Origin of the sequence: Motiliproteus sp. (assembly GCF_965230735.1) — a bacterium.
In the GTDB taxonomy this organism is placed as follows: Bacteria; Pseudomonadota; Gammaproteobacteria; order Pseudomonadales; family Balneatricaceae; genus Motiliproteus.
This window is the reverse complement of record NZ_OZ246016.1, coordinates 1,263,304-1,277,539: the sequence shown is the minus strand read 5'-3', so window position 1 is coordinate 1,277,539 and position 14,236 is coordinate 1,263,304. Positions and strand designations below refer to the sequence as shown.

Genomic DNA, 14,236 nt, shown 5'->3' with positions numbered 1-14,236 from the left:
ACCGCTACAAATAGTCTTTGCGGACGATCTGATACTGCTTCATCTTGTTGTTGAGAGTCCGGCGCGGTAGCTGCAACACTTCGGTGACCGTCTGGATGCTACCCTGATGCTTGCGCAGGGCCTGGATAATCAGCTGCCGCTCGAACTGCTGCACCCGTTCCGACAGCCCGTGCCCGGTCGTCTCCGCCGCAGTGGTATCGGCCTGACCGAGAATCGAGCGTATCCGCCGTGACGCCCCCATCCCCAGCACAAAACGTTCGGCGACATTGCGCAGTTGTCGCACGTTGCCGGGCCAGTCGTAATCCATTAACGCCGCCAGATCATCCGACTCCGGCTCGGTGTAGTCGCGCTGATACTGCAACGCCGCCTTGCGGCCAAAGAAATCAAACAGGGTCGGGATATCTTCGACCCGATGAGCCAGTTTCGGCAGCTGCAGCTCGGCGACATTGAAACGATAATAGAGATCCTCGCGGAACTCGCCCCGGGCCGAGGCTTCGGCAAGATCCACCTTGGTGGCGGCGATCACCCAAAGATCCAGCGCGATCTCACGGTTGGAACCGACCCGCTCCAATTTGCGCTCCTGCAACACCCGCAGCAGTTTGATCTGAAAGTTCAGCGGCATACTCTCGATCTCGTCGAGAAACAGCGTGCCGCCCTGGGCGTATTCGATCTTGCCGATCCGCTGTCCGGTGGCACCGGTAAAGGCGCCCTTTTCATGGCCGAACAGCTCGCTCTCGAACAGGTTCTCCGGTATCGCCCCGCAATTGACCGCCACAAAGGGCTGTTGGCGGCGCACGCTGAAATCGTGCAGACAGCGCGCCACCAGCTCTTTGCCGGTGCCGGTCGCGCCGTTGATCACCACATCGACCGGGGTCTCTCCCAACTGCAGCACCTGCTTGCGCAGCGCCACCATCGCCGACGAGTTGCCGATCATCCGCCCCTCCAGGCTCGGCCCCTGCTCCAGAATCCGGCGCAGTTTGCGGTTCTCCAACACCAGCTGGCGTTTCTCCCAGGCCCGCTGAATCCGGTCCAACAGCAGGTCCGGCTCGACCGGTTTTTCGATAAAGTCGTAAACACCATCACGGATCGCCTCCACCGCCATGCCCACATCCCCGTGGGCCGTAACCAGCAGTACCGGCAGGTCCGGATCGATCTCGCGACAGGCCTTGGCAAACGCCAGCCCGTCCATCTCCGGCATCTTGATATCGGACACCACCACCAGTTCGGCATCCGCTTCGATCGCCGTCAAGGCTTCGCGGGCACGGGAGAAGTCCTGCACCTCGATACCGGCCAGATTGAGCCACTGCCGGGTGGCACGACGGATCGGCTCCTCATCATCGACCAAAATGACCCTGACCGGATTTAACGAATCGGTGATCATGCTACGGGCTCCCTGCAGTGTTGGAATCAGCATCGGCAGCAGCGCCGCCGCTTGGCTCGGACGCACCCCGCTGAGACAGGCTCAGGGTAAAACGGGTGCCGCCTTCGGGACGGGGCTCGGCATGCAGATCACCGCCGAATTCGCGGGCGATCCCGTAAGAGACCGACAACCCCAGCCCCAGTCCTTCTCCGGGTTCCTTGGTGGTAAAAAACGGATCGAACACCTTCGGCAAGTCGTCCGGATCGATGCCGCAGCCGTTGTCGCTGATCAGAATCCGGCTGCGTTCACCGCCGTCCTCCTGCTGCAGTCGAATCTGCAGCCAGCCATCCCGTTGCGGGCAGGCCTGGATCGCATCCAGACCATTACGGATCAGGTTAACCAGAATCTGCTCCAGCTTGATCTCATCGGCCTGCACATGCAGCGGTTCGGCCGGACGCTGCCAATCCAGCTCAACCTGCTGCTTGGCCAGCTGCGGCCTGAGAATCATCAAGGCATTGTCGACCAGTTGCCCCAACTCCACCGGGCTGGTGGTACCCCGGGATTTGCTGGCAAAGGTTTTCAGGTGCGACACGATACCGGTGACCCGGCCGATCAACCCGTCGATATCCCGGATATTTTCCAACGCTGCCTGGGTCTGGTCCCGCTCCACCAGCAGCCGGGTACTGGCCAGGAAGGTTCGAATCGCCGAGATCGGCTGACTGATCTCATGCACCAGCCCGGCCGACAGCTGGCCCAAAGCCGCCAGTTTTTCGGCCTGGATCAACCCCTCGTGGGTCTGGCGCAGCTCCTCCTCGGCGTTAAGTCGCTCCTGGATCTCACGCTTGAGCTGGGCGTTACTCTGGTTCAATGCCGCCGTCCGCGAGGCCACCCGCTGCTCCAGTAACTGCTGATGGCGCCAGCGGCTGGAAACAAACAGTCCGACCACCGCCAGTAGCGCACTGATCAGCGACGCCATCAGCACCGCCTGCTGTTTGTGCTCGGTCAGTAATGACAGGTCCGACAGGTAATAGAGGGTCCAGTTCAGCGACTCCAGCTGGCGTTGGTGCAACAGGTAAGGTTTAGGACCGGGCTCGAGTGCTGCCCCCCCGGCATCATCGAGCAGACGGATCACCTGGTTGCCTTGCGGTGACTGCTGCTGCGACTGCAGCGCCAGCGGCTCGATCTGCTTGCCGTGGTATTTGCGCTCGTCTCTCAACCGCTGATGGATGGCCGGTGCCAGCGGGCTGACGCTACGGTATTTCCAGTCCGGATTGCTGGCCAGAAAAATGACTCCGTCGGCATCGCTGACCCAGACATTCTCACCACCGGCACTCCAGTCGGTTTCCAATTGGGCCATATCGACCTTGACCACGGCGACACCGAGAATCTGGTCGCCGAACCGCACCGGTCGTGCCAAGAAGAAGCCGGGCAGACCGGTGGTCACCCCGACGGCAAAAAAGCGCCCGGCTTTACCGGCAATCGCATCCTGAAAGTAGGGGCGGAAACTGTAGTTGTTGCCGACGAAGCTGGTGGGACTCTGCCAGTTGCTGGCCGCCACGGCCTGGCCCTGCAAGTTCATCAGATAGAGGTAGGCCGCACCGGATTCCTGCTGCCACTTTTCCAGCTTGCGGTTGACCACCTCCTGACTGCCGGAATCGCCGGTCTGCAACAACTGCCGTACTTGGGCATCACCGGCGATGATAACGGGCAGGTAATCGAATCGGCTTTGAGACGCCGCAATCGTCGAAGCATAGAGGTCCAACCGCTCGCCACCGATTCGGTCCAACTCACTGAACAATTCATCCTCGGTCCAGCTCAACAGGCTGTTGCCCAACAGCACGCCAAACAGCAGCGCACCCAGCACGATCGGCAGGCTGTAGTTACGCACCGCGCGTGGGCTGACAGCGGAATCGGAGGCAGTCACATCAAGGCTCCCGGATCAGGTGAATCATTTTTCTCTTACCCTCCGATGCAGCAAATACCGAGCCAAACGGGCTTGGCCGAAGCGATCGGCGGGCTGCCCGCGACGGTTCTCGCGGACGTAATCGCCCTACGGACAATCCAACCCTAACAGCAAAGGCCAATCGTATCGGCTAAAAATGGCCGATACAGCGAAATTAACCCGGATTCATCAGCCATTTTTGGCGCAACCGAGCCAGCCCCATCGCAGCCTCGTACTACGCCAACCAAGGTCGCCACCTATAACTCTATTATTTTCATCAAGTTACGATTCCGCTTTCAATTCAATGGCCATATTGGCCCGAGCTTTGCTCTAACAGGACTATCCGCAAGGGGCTGCCTCCCCTGTCGGAATAAGGAACCTGCGAATAAGTCCTAGTGAGGCACTGCAAGAGCCTGAAGTTGGCAAAATCTAGGCGCAGACTGCCGCCAATGGCCATAGCCCTTGGCAAAGAATGCAACAACGAGTTTGCCAACTTCAGACCTTGCCCTTCGGGGCTAACAGCTTGATCCGCACTCTGCGTTGCTGCTTTTTGTAAGGTCTAGACATTCCTGCAAAGCTGCGCCTGAATTGCAGATCAAGCAGAAAGCCAGAGCCCTACTAGGACTTGTTCACAGGTTCCAAAATAATAAATTTTAAGGAGAACTCTCTATGGCATCCCTATCCAAAGCTCTGGTTGCTTCCCTCGCCCTGGCTGGTTTCGCCGCGACCGAAGTCCACGCCGCCACCGAATGGAACGTCTCCCTTTGGGGCAAACGCCGCGCTTTCACCGAAAACGTCGAGAAACTGGCCGAGCTGGTTGAAGCCAAGACCAACGGCGACTTTAAGCTGAAGATCTCCTACGGCGGCCTGTCCAAATCCCGGGAGAACCTCGACGGGATCTCCTTCGGTGCCTTTGAGATGGCTCAGTTCTGCTCCTTCTACCACACCGACAAAAACCCCACGATCACCGTTACCGAGCTTCCGTTCTCCAAGGACGTCTCGCTAGCTCGCATCGCCGAGATTTACGATGCGGTCTATAAGCATCCGACCGTCGCCAAAGATCTGGCCCGCTGGAATGCCACTCTGCTGATGTCCTCGCCGATGCCGCAGTACAACATCGTCAGTAAGAGCGAAGGCCTCAACGAGCTGAGCGATTTTGAAGGCCTGCGGGTTCGTGGCCCGGGTGGCATCATGGGCGTGCTGGGCAAACTGGGTGCCGTTAAGACCGGCGTTCCGTTCGCCGAAGTGCGCCAGTCGATGGATTCCGGCGTGATCGATGCCGCCTCCTTCGCCCCCCATGCCCACCTGGCCACCAACACCTACAAGGTCGGCAACTGGGTCACCACCAACTTGAACCTGGGCTCGGCCAACTGCCCGATCGTCGTCAACACCGACGCCCTGGCCGAACTGAAACCGGCACACCGCGAAGCGCTGCTGGGCTCGGTTGACGAAGCGATGGCTCACTACGTCGACAACTACGAAAACAACACCACCGCCAAATACCACGCGGCAATCAAGGAAGCCGGTCTGACCCAGGTGACCTTCACCCCGGAGCAGACCGCCGAGCTGAACAAGCTGGCCGAGTCGGTCCGTCAGGAGTGGATCGCCAAGTGGGGTGACAAGTTCGACGCCCAGGCACTGTTCGACTTCACCGCCGAGCAGTTCGCCAAATAATGACTCTCTGACGATCGTTTTGGCTGCGCCGCCTGCTGAAGGGGAGCGGGCGCGTGGCCGCCTTCGCCGGAAAATCCACCTCCGGCGCTGATTTCCTCACTAATTACTGAGAGGCTGTTATGTCTGCTTCGGCTACCGTTATTGAAGACGGTTCGGTACTCAGCCGGGCCGATCGGCTCTATTTTCGTGTCGAGTCGCTGCTCAATCTGATCAGCGGGTTGGTCATTTTCCTATTGGTGTTGCTAGCCACCACCAATGTGCTGGGTCGCTGGATCTTCTCGGCCCCGATCAGCGGCTATGTCGACTGGGTCGAGCAGGCGATGGCCTTTATCGCCTTCTTCGGCATCGCCTACACCCAGCGGATGGGCGGCCATATCCGGATGGACATCCTGGTGGGCCAGCTGCGCCGACGCTGGCTCTGGTTCACCGAACTGCTGACCACGCTGCTGATGCTGCTGGTCACGATGGTGCTGATCTACGGCTCCTACCTGCATTTCTGGCGCGCATACTCCATTGGCGACTCGTCGCTGGATATCAACCTGCCGACCTGGCCGGCCAAGCTGGTGGTGCCGGTAGCGCTGACCGTCTTAGCCCTGCGACTACTGCTACAACTCTGGGGCTACTGTCGCGCTCTGAAAGAAGGCGGTGACGAGCCGGTGGCGGTGCCGCTGATCGAGAGCGCCGCCGAGGTGGCCGCCAAAGAGGCCGAATCGGTCAGTGGTCACGATGACGAGGAGGTCCGCCCATGAGCAGTTTAATTGAAACCATGGGAGCGATGGACTCCACCACCATCGGCCTTTGGGTCACCGGTGCGATGCTGGTCTTCGTGGTGCTCGGGGTACGGGTTGCGTTTGCCGCCGGCATCGCCGGATTCCTGGGGCTGCTATGGATCTTTTCGGCCAAGCTGGGGTTTGAGAAAGGCTTTATGGTGGCGGTCAAAATGGCCGGTACCATCCCCCACTCCAAAGTTTCGTCGCTGGCGCTGTCGCTAATCCCGACCTTTATCCTGATCGGCTTTCTGGCCTACCACGCCGGGCTGACGCGAACCCTGTTCGAGGCCGCCAAGCGTTGGGTTGGCTGGTTGCCGGGGGGGATGGGTGTCGCCACGGTATTCTCCACCGCCGGTTTTGCCGCCGTCTCCGGGGCCTCGGTCGCCACCTCGGCGGTATTCGCCCGTATTGCGGTGCCGGAGATGCTCAAGCTCGGTTATGACAAGCGCTTCGCTGCTGGGGTGGTCGCGGCCGGGGGCACCCTGGCCTCCTTGATCCCGCCGTCGGCGATCCTGGTCATCTACGCCATCATCGTCGAACAGGATGTCGGCGCGTTGTTGATGGCCGGCTTCCTGCCCGGTGCGGTGTCGGCACTGATCTACGGCGGTCTGGTGATCATCCTGGCGATGACCCGCAAGGACTTCGGCCCGCCGGTGACCGGCTACAGCTGGAAGGAGCGGTTCGAGTCGCTACCCGGTGCAATGCCGATCTTCTTCGTCATCGCGATCATCATGGTCTGTATCTACGGCGGTGTCGGCACCCCCACCGAAGCCGGTGCCCTGGGCGCCTTCGTGATCCTGTGCATGGCAATCTGGCACGGTAGCCGCTGGAAGGAGCTGAAGAGTTCACTGATGGAAACCGCCAAGCTGTCGGCGATGATCTTCGCGATCATCTGGGGGGTACTGATCTACGTGCGCTTCCTCGGTTTCGCCGATCTGCCGTCGACCTTCTCCGACTGGATCGTCAGCCTGGAGCAGAGTCCGATGCTGACCCTGCTGCTAATTCTTTGCGCGTACGCGGTGCTGGGGATGTTTATGGATGCGATCGGGATGCTGTTGCTGACTCTGCCGGTGGTCTACCCGGCAATCATCGCCCTCAACGGCGGCGAAGCGGTCAGCGCCGCCGATTCCGCCTTCGGTGTCTCCGGCGTCGGTTGTGCGATCTGGTTCGGCATCATCGTGGTGAAGATGGCCGAGCTGTGCCTGATTACTCCACCGATCGGCCTCAACTGCTTCGTGGTCGCCGGGGTGCGACCGGAGTGCTCGGTGCAGGACGTATTCCGCGGCTGCCTGCCGTTCTTCGTCGCCGATGTGCTGACCATCGCGGTGTTGATCATGCTGCCGGGCATCGTGCTCTGGCTGCCGGGACTGATCGGCTACACCTGATCTGACCTACTTCTCCGCCGGTGCAATAGGCTACCGGCGGAGGAACTTAGCCCTCGTTAACTCAGGCCTTCGTGTTGGCCTTCGCGTTGGCCGTCTCACCCTCAGGCCATTCATTGGCACTGAGGCCATTAATGCAGCACTCATCCTTCAGAAACGCCAGCAACTCATCCAATTCTTGGTACTGGGACGTGCAGTAGAGCGTCCGCCCTTCCCGACGCTGCGCCACCAGACCGACCGACATCAGCCGGTTCAGGTGATGGGACAGGGTCGAACCCGGCACCCCCAACGCCGCCTGAATCTCACCCACCGGCACCCCCTGATGGCCACCACGGATCAGATAACGGAAGATCTCCAACCGGGTTTTATGGCCCAATTCCGCCAACCGTTTGGCCGCTGTTTCAATCTCCATCGATCACTCCTGCTAACGAATATTTCGATCATACTAGAAATATCTTGACAACCCAATTCATCCGCCTGAGAATAATTCCACAAATATGGAAATATAGAGCTGGCAGCCCCCTCTGGGTCCTGCCATGTTCTTTAGGTATTTATTTCGATAAATCTAGAAATACGAGATTATCATCATGATCGAACAACTCACCGTCTACTTCCAACACCCCGAAACCCAACTGATGCTGCGCGAAAGCGGCTTGATGTTCTTGCAGCTGTTCACCGAACTGACCGGGCTGTTCCTGCTGATCAGCTTTGCCGTCTCGCTGATCAACCAGAAGCTGCCGGCAAAAAAGATCCAAGGCCTGCTGGGAGCCCGCCGCGGTCGCGGCTACCTGACCGCCGCCGGACTCGGCGCCGTCACCCCGTTCTGCAGCTGCTCCACTATCCCGATGCTGATCGGGCTGCTGAAAGCGCGCGCCGGTTTCGGCCCCACCATGACCTTCCTGTTTACCTCACCGTTGCTGAACCCGATCGTGATCGCGCTATTTATTCCGGTGCTGGGTTGGCAACTGACCGCCTGGTACGCGGTACTGGCGCTGGTGATCTCCATCGGTGCCGGTGCCCTGCTACAACGCCTGGGCTTCGAGCGCTATATCAAACAGCAACTGCTCAACAGCAACAGTGGCGGTAAATGCAGCAGCGCATCAGAAACCGACAGTGGCAAAACCGGTGGTTGCAGCGAAACCGCCCCAGAAACCCAAACCAGCTGCTGCGCCAGCTCATCAAAGCCGGCGCCTAAGCCGAGTAAGTGGCGTGAAGCCTGGCAGGAGAGCTGGGAGCTGTTCCGCTCGATGTTCCCGTACATGCTGGTGGCGATGCTGATCGGCGCCTTCGTCCACGGCTTCATCCCGGCCGAGTATTTCGCCGAAGTGGCCAGCGCCGATAACCCGGCAGCGATCCCGACCGCGGCGCTGATCGGCATCCCGCTCTATATCCGCGTGACCGCGCTGCTGCCGCTGGTGGCCCCGTTCGTTGCCAAGGGCGTCAGCCTGGGTGCCATTATCGCGTTGGTGATTGGCAGCGGCGGTGCCAGCCTGCCGGAAGTGATCCTGCTCAAGCGCCTGTTCTACTGGCCGCTGCTGGCCGCCTTCCTGCTGGTAATCTTCAGCATGGCGGTGATCGGTGGGTTCAGCTTTAACTGGATCGCCGGCTAAGGCAGGGCCATTGCGCAGCGATGAGAAGTGCGGGGTTAGAGGTTTACTGCGTCGATAATGCCGTTCTGCTTCAGCACGCCATGGATCTTTCTGCTGCGCTTGGCCAAAGCATGAATATCTCCAAAACTGGGTATGTCGCCGGCATTGAGGCGGCATTCCCAGTCGCTCACTTCCGTATCGAGAAACTCCATCAGTTTTTTAGAACAGCCCGTACAAGGTCCCTGGCACAGAGTGGAGGTCGGGGTATCGAACGGTACCTGGGTGCGGATCTGGACAATCAGATCCTGCATCGCGGTTTGTAAACCGGGCTTAGGCGATCGTGTCATAGCAGCTCCAGAAGGGTGAATCCGAAAGGCGATTTGCCGGTGACTGCGGCTCGACAACCAGGATCACTGATTGTCGGTGTGGCTATTCTGCCAATTTCAACAAATCGAATAAAGACAGGGCATTTGATATTACTTATCGAAATTATCGATAGGTTAACTGTCAGAGCGGGCCGGAAGACTGGCGATCAGTTGCTCGCGCAACCAGCGGTGGGCCGGGCTGTCGTGATAACGCTTGTGCCAAACCAGGTAGATATCCAGCGGCGGCGTCTCGAACGGTAACGGCTGCTGAGCGATACCTTCCAAATCACCACTACCAAGCAAGCTCGGCAGCGTCGCGATCAGATCGGTACCACGAATAAAGTCCCAGATACCGGCAAAATTGGGCAACGTCAGGAAGATATCGCGCTCCAGGCCGAGGGCGGAAATATCGGCATCGATCTGCATCCGTTTCGTTCCAGATAAGCTGATCGCGACATGCTGTGCCTGCTGGTAGGCCTGCGGTGTGTCCGGTGCGGTACGAACCCCGGGATCGAAATAGCAGGCGAAGTGATCGCTCAGCAAACGGCGCTGGATGATATCGGAGGCCTCGGGGGGATGGGGGGTCAGCATCAATTGACAATGATCCTGACGAAGACTTTCTGCATCAGGCACCTGCGACGGTATAACACTGAAACTCAGGCCGGGAGCCTGGCAACGTACGCGTTTAAACAACCCCGGCAACAGATAATCCCGCTGATAATCGTTGGCCGCCAGGATGAAGTGCTGGCGAGCGCTGGCTGGGTCAAAATGGGAGCGACTACCAAACTGGCGCAAGCTATCGAGGCTGCAACGCGCCGTCTCGGCTAACTCCAAGGCAGTACTGGTAGGTGCAATACCGCGACCGGCCCGAACAAACAGCGGATCGCCGGTGATCTGGCGCAGCTTCTCAAGGGTATGACTGACGTTCGATTGCGACGTTCCCAGCCGAACGGCGGTACGGCTGATCGACCCCTCCTCCAGCACCAGCAGAAACAGTTGCAGTGCTTTGCCGTCCAGTTGCAGGTAGTCCGGTTCCGCCATTACTTCCTCTTATCAGTTGTCCGTCGCCAACCTATTGTGCCGACTGGTCCGATTCCTGGCCAGTCAGACGTCTAACCGCAAGAACCGGATAGGGCTAGCCCTCTGGGATCATAGATGGCTGAGCGGGCTGCGAACCCCCATCGCGCCCTGCTTGAGTACATGGGTATAAATCTCAGTAGTCTTAACATCGCTGTGACCCAACTGCTGCTGAACGGTACGAATATCGGCACCGCTCTGCAGCAGGTGGGTGGCAAAGGAGTGACGCAAGGTGTGACTGCCCACCGGTTTTTCGATACCTGCCTGTTTGCGAGCCACTCTTAAGAACTTGTTGATACCCGATTCATCAATATGATGTCGTCGCAGGCAGCGGTCCTTGGGATCAATACTCAGATTTGCGGATGGGAAAAGGTATTGCCATCCCGGCTCGAAACGCGCCCCAGGATGTTTGTCGGCATAAGCGCCCGGTAGATACACACCGGCAAAGCCCTCTACTTGTCGATCTTCTGCTAACAATCGACAAACTGCATCGATCTGACGTTGAATCGCCTCTGCGAGCTCCGGTGCCAAAGTAACCAGACGATGCTTGCCACCCTTACCAAACCAGATTTTTATCTGAAGCATGGTCAGGTCCACATCCTGAACCCGGAGTCTCACCAGCTCCATCCGTCTCAGACCCGAACCATACAAAATCGAAGCGATCAGTTTTTTCTTCCCCTGTAATTGGCTCAGCAACCGCTTCACTTCCCCCTGAGTTAATACAACCGGCAGCTTGGGTTGTCGGGAGGATCTTTTGAACTGATCGATATCACCCAAGGGTCGATTCAGAAATTTGTTGTATAGATAAGCCAATGCATTCAACGCCATCGTCTGAGTTGCCGCAGCCACATGGCGCTCCACCGCCAGGTAAGTCAGGTACTCAATCACCTGTTCCTTGCCCAGCTCGGCGGGATGTTTTCTTTGATGGAAGATTATGAAAGACTTGATCCAGTATCGGTAAGCCCTGATCGTACGCTTGCTGTAGCGCCGAACGGTCATATGCTCGGCAAGGGACTGCAAAAATGGAGACGATGACATGCGCGCGATCCTCCCTGACACTTTAGTTTCGACGAGCACATCCTTGCCCGTGAAGAAAGTATGGACCAGCGTCCAGCTTTGTCACCTATCCATTTTGACCCTAGACAAAAAAGCTCCTATTAAACAGATAGTTGCGAAAGAAACAAAAAAGTGGGCGGCGTGATATATGGACGTCCCGCTAATAATTATTATGAGGACACCGTCCTCATAACCTGACTGTTAGCACTCTTTTGAGTAAATCGAACATAAGGATGTAAGTAATGAGTTTCGTCGGGGCAAGATGGTGGAAGTTCGATTTTCATACACATACACCAGCTTCTTTTGATTATGGAAAAACAGATAGTAGTTTAAGAGCATCGAAGTCCGCTAAAGATTGGCTGTTGGACTATGTCGCCAAGGGCATAGAGTGTGTAGCAATTACAGATCATAATACTGGCGACTGGATTGATAGTCTCAAAGACGCTGCAGAAAACTTAAGAGCCGAAGGTCATTCAATTTTCGTCTTCCCCGGTGTTGAGGTGACAGCCAACTCAAACATACACGTTTTAGGTATTTTTGACCCTTGTGCCACATCAGCAGATATTAGTGCCGTTATCGGAGCATCAAAGTTTCGTGGAACAAAAGGGGATAGTGATTCAGTAGCCGAAGAAAGTGCTGAGAATGTAATAAAAGAAATCATCTCAGCTGGTGGCGTTGCCATACCAGCTCATATTGATATGAAAGCAGGGCTTTGTCAGCAGCATTCTTCTCACACGATTAAGCAAGTCTGCACCCATGCAAATGCCGTTGAAATAATTTTCCCTGATCAAGAGAGAGCTGATGCCCCTTTATCAAGATACACAAATTTAAGTATCGACTTGCCATCAATAATTGGCTCAGACGCTCACCATCCTAATGATATAGGCAGAGCTTATACTTGGGTAAAAATGTCTACCCCTACGATAGAAGGACTTAAACTGGCTTTGGTTGATGGTTCATCTTCCATAATTCGTTCAGATAACGAAACAACAGATCCAAATAGTTCTTCCAGTACACTATTACGCTCTGTGACTATCGAAAATGCTAAATATGCAGGGCGTTCGACTCCTTTGAAAGTGGAATTCAATCCTTGGTTGAATTCAATTATTGGAGGGCGTGGTAGCGGAAAGTCGTCCATCCTTGAGTTTATACGATTAGGTATGGATAGAGCGAAAGACCTTGATGTATTGGATCGGGATAATGAAATTCGTAGATCATTCGAGAGTTTTACTAAAATATCTGCTTCTAGAGATTCTGAAGGAGTAATGCTCGAAAATACGAAAATCAGTTGTGTTTATACGAGAGATGAAATTCACTACCTCCTGACGTGGACTAAGGAAAATAACCTCGTTTCAATTTCTCGTTATGATGGTCAGCAATGGGTTCCCGAAGAGGGTGAAGCACACTCTCGCTTCCCAATAAAGATATTTAGTCAGAAGCAGATATTCGACTTAGCTAAAAACCCTAATACGCTTCTGCGTCTGATCGATGAATCATCTACTGTTGGCTTCCAACAATGGAAGATGGAATGGTCTGAGAAAATCTCTCATTTTGAAACATTGTGCAGCCAAAAAAGGGAGCTTCAATCAAAGTTAGCAAACAGAAGTGTGCTGTTAGGGCAGCTTTCAGATGTCGAGCAGAAGATAAAAACAATAGAAAAATCTGGCCACACAGACATCCTAACAAACTATCAGGCTTATAGCGGAAAGAGAACCAATATTTCGCTATATGAAACTGACATCGAAGAGCTGAAAGACCAAGTTGAATCAATATCTAACGGTACTGGTATTCCTGTAATAGATGGCAGTCTATTTAATACACAGTCGGAAAGTGAATCAGAAGTTCTAACCAAGTTACAAAAACTGAATGGATCAGCACTATCTTTCAAAGAAGCTATTAAGCAAGCAGTGGCTTCACTTGAAAAAGAATTGACCGAGTTTAGAGGCTGGTATTGTGAGTCTGACTTCAATAAATCTCATCTTGAAGCCATAAAAAAATACGAAGAATTAATTGAAAGCTTGCGTAGCGAAGGAATTGATAATCCTTCTGATTATGCAAGACTAATCGATGAACGGGATACCATTAATAAATCACTAAAAGAAATGGAGCAGGTAAGCTTTCAGATAGATGAGACGGATTCTTTAATCAATTCTGCATATCAAGAAATTATAGAATGCAGGAAAAAATTAACTGTAAGTCGTTTAGAGTTCTTGGAGCAAAACTTGTCTGGAAACTCTTCCATTAAAGTTGATTTGGATCCTTTTTCAGATATAGACCACATGGAAGAATCATTCAGAGGTGTCATTGGGCGTTCTGATAATGCTTTTGCTGCGGATATTTTTGATTTAGATCGCGAGTGTGGATTCCTTTATAGTTTAAACAAGGAATTATCAGGCACAACAAGCTCTGGCAATTCAAACAATCTAGAGCCTTGGCTATCAAAAATTCATGAGTTCAAGGGGCAGGTATTTAACTTTAGGTCTGGTGAAATCCAAGGTGCCAAGATTGGAAAAAGATTTACTGAATTCATGGCTAACTTACAGCCTCAAAACTTTGACCAAATAAATGCTTGGTTTCCTGAGGATAAGCTATCCATAAAATTTAATGACGGTAATAGATTTAAGGATGTTTCACAAGGTTCGGCTGGACAAAAGGCATCGGCTATATTGTCGTTCTTATTATCTTATGGAACTGAACCGCTCGTTTTGGATCAGCCTGAAGATGATCTTGATAATGGTCTAATTACAAGTTTGATCGTTTCCAAATTACATGAAAACAAATCCGACAGGCAAATAATTGTTGTCACTCATAACCCCAATATCGTAGTAAACGGTGATTCAGAGTATGTGATTGCGCTAGAAGATCGAGGTCAAATAAATCCAGTCGCATCTGGAGCATTGCAAGAAATAAACGTAAGAAAGAATGTGTGTGAAATTATGGAGGGTGGCGAAATTGCACTCCAACAGCGGTACAAAAGAATGTTTAATGTTTAGTTTTAGAAAAGTGCTAAAACCTCAAGGA

11 protein-coding genes are annotated in these 14,236 nt (G+C 54.6%); 5 read left to right on the top strand and 6 right to left on the bottom strand.

From position 1 onward, the window contains the following. Window positions 1-4: 4 nt before the first annotated feature. Window positions 5-1,414: a sigma-54-dependent transcriptional regulator gene (locus tag ACO05M_RS06035; RefSeq protein ID WP_421868868.1), complete on the bottom strand. Its 1,410-nt coding sequence runs from the start codon at window positions 1,412-1,414 to the stop codon at window positions 5-7. Continuing rightward, a complete protein-coding gene (locus tag ACO05M_RS06030; RefSeq protein ID WP_421868865.1) occupies window positions 1,383-3,284 on the bottom strand; it encodes a sensor histidine kinase in 1,902 nt (633 codons plus the stop codon). Before ACO05M_RS06030 ends, ACO05M_RS06035 begins: the two co-directional genes overlap by 32 nt. Window positions 3,285-3,971: 687 nt before the next feature. On the opposite strand from ACO05M_RS06030, the gene dctP reads away from it, so the two are divergent. The 3 genes from dctP (at window position 3,972) to ACO05M_RS06015 (ending at window position 7,131) form a co-directional block, all read left to right on the top strand. Continuing rightward, window positions 3,972-4,976 (top strand): TRAP transporter substrate-binding protein DctP, encoded by a 1,005-nt coding sequence (gene dctP / locus ACO05M_RS06025; RefSeq protein WP_421868862.1) that lies wholly within the window; start codon window positions 3,972-3,974, stop codon window positions 4,974-4,976. Window positions 4,977-5,095: 119 nt separating this feature from the next. After that, window positions 5,096-5,725 carry a TRAP transporter small permease subunit gene (locus ACO05M_RS06020; protein ID WP_421868859.1) on the top strand — a complete coding sequence of 210 codons (630 nt, stop codon included), beginning with the start codon at window positions 5,096-5,098 and terminating at the stop codon, window positions 5,723-5,725. Further along, complete coding sequence (locus tag ACO05M_RS06015) at window positions 5,722-7,131, top strand: TRAP transporter large permease (protein WP_421868857.1); 1,410 nt, start codon at window positions 5,722-5,724, stop codon at window positions 7,129-7,131. Before ACO05M_RS06020 ends, ACO05M_RS06015 begins: the two co-directional genes overlap by 4 nt. 61 nt (window positions 7,132-7,192) lie before the next feature. Here the strand turns inward: ACO05M_RS06015 and ACO05M_RS06010 are convergent, their stop codons facing one another. Next, window positions 7,193-7,540 (bottom strand): ArsR/SmtB family transcription factor, encoded by a 348-nt coding sequence (locus ACO05M_RS06010; RefSeq protein WP_421868855.1) that lies wholly within the window; start codon window positions 7,538-7,540, stop codon window positions 7,193-7,195. A 175-nt stretch (window positions 7,541-7,715) separates the two neighbouring features. On the opposite strand from ACO05M_RS06010, the gene ACO05M_RS06005 reads away from it, so the two are divergent. Next, on the top strand, window positions 7,716-8,738 hold the full coding sequence (locus tag ACO05M_RS06005) for a permease (RefSeq protein WP_421868853.1): 1,023 nt from the start codon (window positions 7,716-7,718) through the stop codon (window positions 8,736-8,738). A 35-nt stretch (window positions 8,739-8,773) separates the two neighbouring features. On the opposite strand, the gene ACO05M_RS06000 is transcribed toward ACO05M_RS06005, so the two are convergent. From ACO05M_RS06000 to ACO05M_RS05990, 3 genes are all read right to left on the bottom strand, one after another. Further along, window positions 8,774-9,064, bottom strand: coding sequence for a hypothetical protein (locus ACO05M_RS06000; protein ID WP_114697192.1), 291 nt, complete (start codon window positions 9,062-9,064; stop codon window positions 8,774-8,776). A gap of 153 nt (window positions 9,065-9,217) precedes the next feature. Beyond that, the gene (locus tag ACO05M_RS05995; RefSeq protein WP_421868851.1) at window positions 9,218-10,123 is read right to left on the bottom strand and encodes a LysR family transcriptional regulator; all 906 of its coding nucleotides are present in this window, start codon (window positions 10,121-10,123) and stop codon (window positions 9,218-9,220) included. Between the two features lie 108 nt (window positions 10,124-10,231). Further along, the gene (locus ACO05M_RS05990; protein ID WP_421868849.1) at window positions 10,232-11,236 is read right to left on the bottom strand and encodes an integron integrase; all 1,005 of its coding nucleotides are present in this window, start codon (window positions 11,234-11,236) and stop codon (window positions 10,232-10,234) included. Window positions 11,237-11,457: 221 nt separating this feature from the next. Between ACO05M_RS05990 and ACO05M_RS05985 the strand changes: the two genes are divergently transcribed. After that, the gene (locus tag ACO05M_RS05985) at window positions 11,458-14,208 is read left to right on the top strand and encodes a TrlF family AAA-like ATPase (RefSeq protein WP_421868847.1); all 2,751 of its coding nucleotides are present in this window, start codon (window positions 11,458-11,460) and stop codon (window positions 14,206-14,208) included. Window positions 14,209-14,236: the final 28 nt, after the last annotated feature.

Bases quoted from the DNA above. Each gene is read 5' to 3' on its own strand.
- ACO05M_RS06035 (WP_421868868.1), bottom strand. From the start codon at position 1,414: ATGCTGATTCCAACACTGCAGGGAGCCCGTAGCATGATCACCGATTCG.
- dctP (WP_421868862.1), top strand. From the start codon at position 3,972: ATGGCATCCCTATCCAAAGCTCTGGTTGCTTCCCTCGCCCTGGCTGGT.
- ACO05M_RS06020 (WP_421868859.1), top strand. From the start codon at position 5,096: ATGTCTGCTTCGGCTACCGTTATTGAAGACGGTTCGGTACTCAGCCGG.
- ACO05M_RS06015 (WP_421868857.1), top strand. From the start codon at position 5,722: ATGAGCAGTTTAATTGAAACCATGGGAGCGATGGACTCCACCACCATC.
- ACO05M_RS06010 (WP_421868855.1), bottom strand. From the start codon at position 7,540: ATGGAGATTGAAACAGCGGCCAAACGGTTGGCGGAATTGGGCCATAAA.
- ACO05M_RS06005 (WP_421868853.1), top strand. From the start codon at position 7,716: ATGATCGAACAACTCACCGTCTACTTCCAACACCCCGAAACCCAACTG.
- ACO05M_RS06000 (WP_114697192.1), bottom strand. From the start codon at position 9,064: ATGACACGATCGCCTAAGCCCGGTTTACAAACCGCGATGCAGGATCTG.
- ACO05M_RS05995 (WP_421868851.1), bottom strand. From the start codon at position 10,123: ATGGCGGAACCGGACTACCTGCAACTGGACGGCAAAGCACTGCAACTG.
- ACO05M_RS05985 (WP_421868847.1), top strand. From the start codon at position 11,458: ATGAGTTTCGTCGGGGCAAGATGGTGGAAGTTCGATTTTCATACACAT.